Source organism: Ectopseudomonas toyotomiensis (genome assembly GCF_900115695.1).
GTDB classification, from domain to species: Bacteria; Pseudomonadota; Gammaproteobacteria; order Pseudomonadales; family Pseudomonadaceae; genus Aquipseudomonas; species Aquipseudomonas toyotomiensis.
The window spans coordinates 1-4630 of record NZ_FOXK01000027.1; the positions used below are offsets into that span (position 1 = coordinate 1).

Sequence of the window (4630 nt, forward strand, 5' to 3'; positions counted from 1 at the left end):
GAAGGCCTGGCCGTGAAGCTCGACAACGGCCGCTTCGCCCCGTCCATCGCGCTGCTGCAGATCGCCCAGGCCCACGCCAACGAGATGGGCGCCGCGCAGCACCGCATCAACGAAATCAACCAACGCGTGCTGGCCGGTGCCAGCCGCTAACAACAAGGAGCACCACATGGACTTCAACCAACTGTCGATCGCTCTGCTCAGGGGCGAACAGAAACACAGCGAGCCCTTCATGCAAGGCATGACAGCAGTGCTGCGCAACCGCATCGACCAGACCCTGGTCACCAGCCCCTACCAGGCCGGCACCGTCGAGGCCGACGCCTTCGAGCATGGTCGCCTGCGCGGCCACAACGAGTTCCGCAACGCCCTGATCGAGGCCGACAACAACCGCTTTCAAGCCATCCTGCGTCTGCAGCAGCTGGCCGAGAGCCGCACGCAGGAGGCCGCGTAATGCCTCGTAAAGCCGCCACCAGCGCCGAGCTGGTACAGGACGCCCCGGTCAACGAAGAAGCCGTCAACGTCATCCAGAACCTGGGCGCCATCGCCCAAGGCATGGACGAAGAACGCGACCTAGTTAATCAGCTGCTGGGCCAGGCTCAGATGGCCGAAACCTTTGGCAAGTTTTCCCAAACGGTTTGGGCTTCAAAACTCGCATTCGTTAAAGAAAACAAGCTCTACAGGGCTATCAAGGGCAAAACCGCACCAAACGGTTTGGTTTTTTCGGGTACCTGGGAAGAGTTCTGCAGCCTGCTGGGCGTTTCTGATGAGAAGGCGAACCAGGACATCGCGAACCTCCGCGCCTTTGGCGAGGAAGCCCTTGAAGCCATGACCCGCATGGGCATCGGTTACCGCGACCTACGCCAATGGCGCCGCCTGCCCGACGACGCCAAGTCCGCCCTGATCGAAGCCTCCAAACAGGGCAACCTCGACGCCGTGCAGTTCCTAGCCGAAGAGCTGATCCACACCCACACCAAGGAAAAGGACGAGCTGCAGAAGAAGCTCACCGACACCCAGGCCGACTACGACGCCCTTGGCGAGGTGCTCAGCAAGAAGAGCGCCGAGCTGGATCGCACCAAGCAGGATCTGGAGAAGGCCAAGCGCCGCATCGAAACCATGTCGGCCGACGACGCCGCCAAGGAGCTGCGTCAGGAGGTAGTCGGCATCGCCTTCGAAGCCGAGGCCGACATCAGCGGCAAGCTGCGCGCCGCCTTCGAGAGCCTGGAGCAGCACGCGACCGAGACCGGCAGCGACCACCGCGGCTTCCAGGCCCAGCTGATCGCCCACCTGCAGCGCCTGCTCGGCGAGTTGAAGGCCGAGTTCCAGCTGCCCGAGGTGGGCGAAGAGGAGGACTTCTCCTGGATGCACCAGGAAGGCGTCAAGCCCATCACGGATGCCGAGGCCTAACCCATGAGCGCCGTCATTACCCAACGCCTGGTCGACCTGGACCGCTCGCTGCAACGCGCAGCGCGCGGCCAGCGTACCGCCCTGTGCCGGGCTGCGGCGCAGGAGCTGGGCCTGAGCCTGGCAACCCTATACCGCAAACTGGAGGAAGTGACCGTGGCCGCTGCTCCCCGTAAACGCCGCGCTGATGCCGGCCAGAGCGCGCTCACCCGCGAGGAGGCGCTGACCATCAGCGCCACCTTGATCGAGTCCGCCCGCCGCAACGAAAAGCGCCTCTATTCCCTGGGTGATGCCGTCGAGGCGCTGCGCGCCAGCGGCATGATCCGCGCCGAAGCCATCGACAAGGTCAGCGGCGAGATCCGCCCGATGTCGCTCAGCGCCATCAGCCGCGCCCTGTATGCCTACAAGCTGCACCCTGACCAGCTGCTGGCCCCGGCGCCGGTGACCGAGCTGCAGAGCCTGTACCCCAACCACATCTGGCAGGTGGACGCCTCGCTGTGCGTTCTCTACTACCTCAAGCCAACCGCCGAGAAGAACGCCAACGGCCTGCGCGTGATGGAGGCGGACCAGTTCTACAAGAACAAGCCCAAGAACCTCGCGCGCATCGCAGCCGACCGCGTCTGGTCGTATGAAATCACCGACCACGCCAGCGGCTGGATCTACCTCCAGTACGTGATGGGCGCCGAGAGCGGCGAGAACCTCAACAGCGTGCTGATCAACGCCATGCAGGAGCGCGGCGGCGCCGACCTCATGCACGGCCGGCCCTTCGGCCTGATGATGGACCCCGGCTCAGCCAACACCGCCGGCATGACCAAGAACCTCTGCCGCAGCCTGGGCATTCAGATGATCGTCCACGCACCGGGCGCCGCCCGCGTCACCGGCCAGGTCGAGAACGCGCGGAACATCATCGAACGCAAGTTCGAGGCCGGCCTGCGCTTCCAGCCGGTGGCTGACCTGGACGAGCTGAACGCCCTGGCAGCCAAGTGGCGCATGCACTTCAACGCCACCGCCAAGCACAGCCGCCACGGCAAGTCGCGCACCGACGTGTGGCTGACCATCCGCCAGGAACAGCTGATCAAGGTGCCCAGCGTCGAAGTATGCCGCCAGCTGGCCGTGGCCGAGCCCGAGAGCCGCAAGGTCAACACCAAGATGCGCGTCAGCTTCCAGGGCCGCGAGTTCGATGTATCGGTGGTGCCGGATGTCATGGTCGGCGACAAGATCATGGTCACCCGCAACCCCTGGAACGATCAGGCCGCCCAGGTGGTGACCGTCGATGCCCACGGCCATGAGGTGTACTACGTCGTGCCGGTGGTCGCCCGCAACGAGCTGGGCTTCGACGTAACCGCCCCGGTGATCGGCGAAGCCTTCAAGCGCATGGCCGACACCCCGGCCCAGGTGGCACGCAAGGAGGCCGCCAAGCTGGCCATGGGCGCCGAAACCGAGGAAGACGTGGCAGCGGCCCGCAAGGCCAAAGCCATCCCGTTCGGTGGCCAGCTGCAGCCCTACAAGCACATCGACGATGCCCAGCTGCCCACCTTCATGCCGCGCCGTGGCACCGAGCACGAACTGGCAGCACCCACCGTCGTCGCGCCACCGCTCAGCATCTTCGCCGCCGCCAAACGCCTGCAGGCGCGCTTCACCGACTGGAGCCCGGAGCACTACGCCTGGCTTAGCCAGCACCACCCGGCCGGCATTCAGGAAGAAGCCCTCGACAGCGTCGAGGCCAGCCTGCGCGCCGCCTTCACCCGCCGACCAACCCTTTCCGTCGTAGGAGGTGCGTGATGCTCAAGCTCAAAGCACTGCTGCGCTACCACAACCTGGGCCAGGCCGACCTGGCCCGAGACCTGGGCCTGAGCCGCCCGACCATTTCCCAGCTGATCAACCACAGCATGTGGCCCAAGACCATCCACCAGGACGACCTGAAGACCCGCATCGTCGCCTGGCTGGAGAGCTTCAACGTCACCGGCATGCAGCTGGTGGGCATTTTCGAAGAGGAGGAGAACCAGGAGCAGAACACCAAGGTGGCCGCTGGGCGCTGCAACGCCCAACGGCCTGAGCACCGCAATTCCAAGAAGCCAATCGAGGAGCCCGACACAATGCTACTACGCGCAACCAAACTCACACAGCAGGCACGCCAGCACTTCGGCATGTTCGGCGACCCGTTCGCAGACCCGCGCACCAGCGCTGATCTGTTCGTTTCGCCGGATATCCGCTACGTGCGCGAAAGCCTCTACCAGGTCACGCGCTACGGCGTGTTCCTGGCGATCCTGGGCGAGTCCGGCTCGGGTAAGTCCACCATCCGCAAGGATCTGCACGAACGCCTGCGCACTGAAGACAAGCCGGTGATCGTCATCGAGCCCTACGTCATCGGCATGGAAGACGACGACTTCAAGGGCAAGACCCTCAAGGCCATGCACATCTGCGAGGCGATCCTGGCCACCGTGAGCCCCGGCAGCAAGATGCCGCGCGGCCTGGATGCCCGGTACCGCGCCGTGCACAACGTGCTGCGCGAGTCGCACCGCATGGGCAACCGCCACGTCCTGGTGATCGAGGAGGCCCACGCCATCCCGGTACCGACGCTCAAGCACCTCAAGCGCTTCTTCGAGCTGGAGGACGGCTTCGAGAAGCTGCTCAGCATCGTGCTGATCGGCCAGACCGAGCTGGCCAACAAACTCAGCGAGAAGCGCGCCGACGTGCGCGAGGTGGTGCAGCGCTGCGAGGTGGTGAAGCTCAACCCGCTCGACCAGCACCTGGGCGACTACCTCAAGCACCGCTTCAAGCTGGTCAACAAGCCGCTGGAAGAGGTGATGGACGAACCGGCCATCGAAGCCCTGCGCAGCAAGCTAACCGGCACCGGCTCCAAGGAGAACGGCTCGGTGCTGTACCCACTGGCCGTGCACAACATGCTGGCCGCCGCCTTCAACCAGGCCGCCCTGGTCGGCGCCACCCGCCTGTCGGCGGACATCATTGCGGAGGTGTGAGCCATGGCCAACCTGCAGAAATTCACCCTGAGCGACGACTGGAAGGACTGGTCGATCACACTGGAAGTTGACCTCGACATCCTCACCACAGAGCGCGCCACCGAGATCAATGAGTTCTGGAGCAGTCACGATGATCGCCTGAGCGATGCGGATGGCGATGTGATCCGCGCATTAGTCAAGCTGGCTGCCGAGCGCTTTGTTTTCGCCTTCTTGGAAATCGGCGGCGCCTTCGTCGAAAAAGACGGTTGGAA

General features: G+C 64.5%; 5 protein-coding genes. All 5 read left to right on the forward strand.

Annotated elements, in window-relative coordinates:
* The first annotated feature begins 166 nt into the window (after window positions 1–166).
* Window positions 167–448, forward strand: coding sequence for a hypothetical protein (locus BM186_RS25870; RefSeq protein ID WP_074919309.1), 282 nt, complete (start codon window positions 167–169; stop codon window positions 446–448).
* Complete coding sequence (locus tag BM186_RS25875; protein WP_074919311.1) at window positions 448–1401, forward strand: hypothetical protein; 954 nt, start codon at window positions 448–450, stop codon at window positions 1399–1401. The genes BM186_RS25870 and BM186_RS25875 overlap by 1 nt, the downstream gene beginning before the upstream one ends.
* Before the next feature lie 3 nt (window positions 1402–1404).
* Window positions 1405–3180: an integrase gene (locus BM186_RS25880; protein ID WP_074919312.1), complete on the forward strand. Its 1776-nt coding sequence runs from the start codon at window positions 1405–1407 to the stop codon at window positions 3178–3180.
* Entirely contained in the window at window positions 3180–4379 is a 1200-nt protein-coding gene (locus tag BM186_RS25885) for an AAA family ATPase (RefSeq protein WP_074919314.1), read from the forward strand. Before BM186_RS25880 ends, BM186_RS25885 begins: the two co-directional genes overlap by 1 nt.
* 3 nt (window positions 4380–4382) lie before the next feature.
* The coding region (locus tag BM186_RS25890) for a DUF2528 family protein (RefSeq protein WP_139228044.1) at window positions 4383–4630 on the forward strand (248 nt) is incomplete at its 3' end.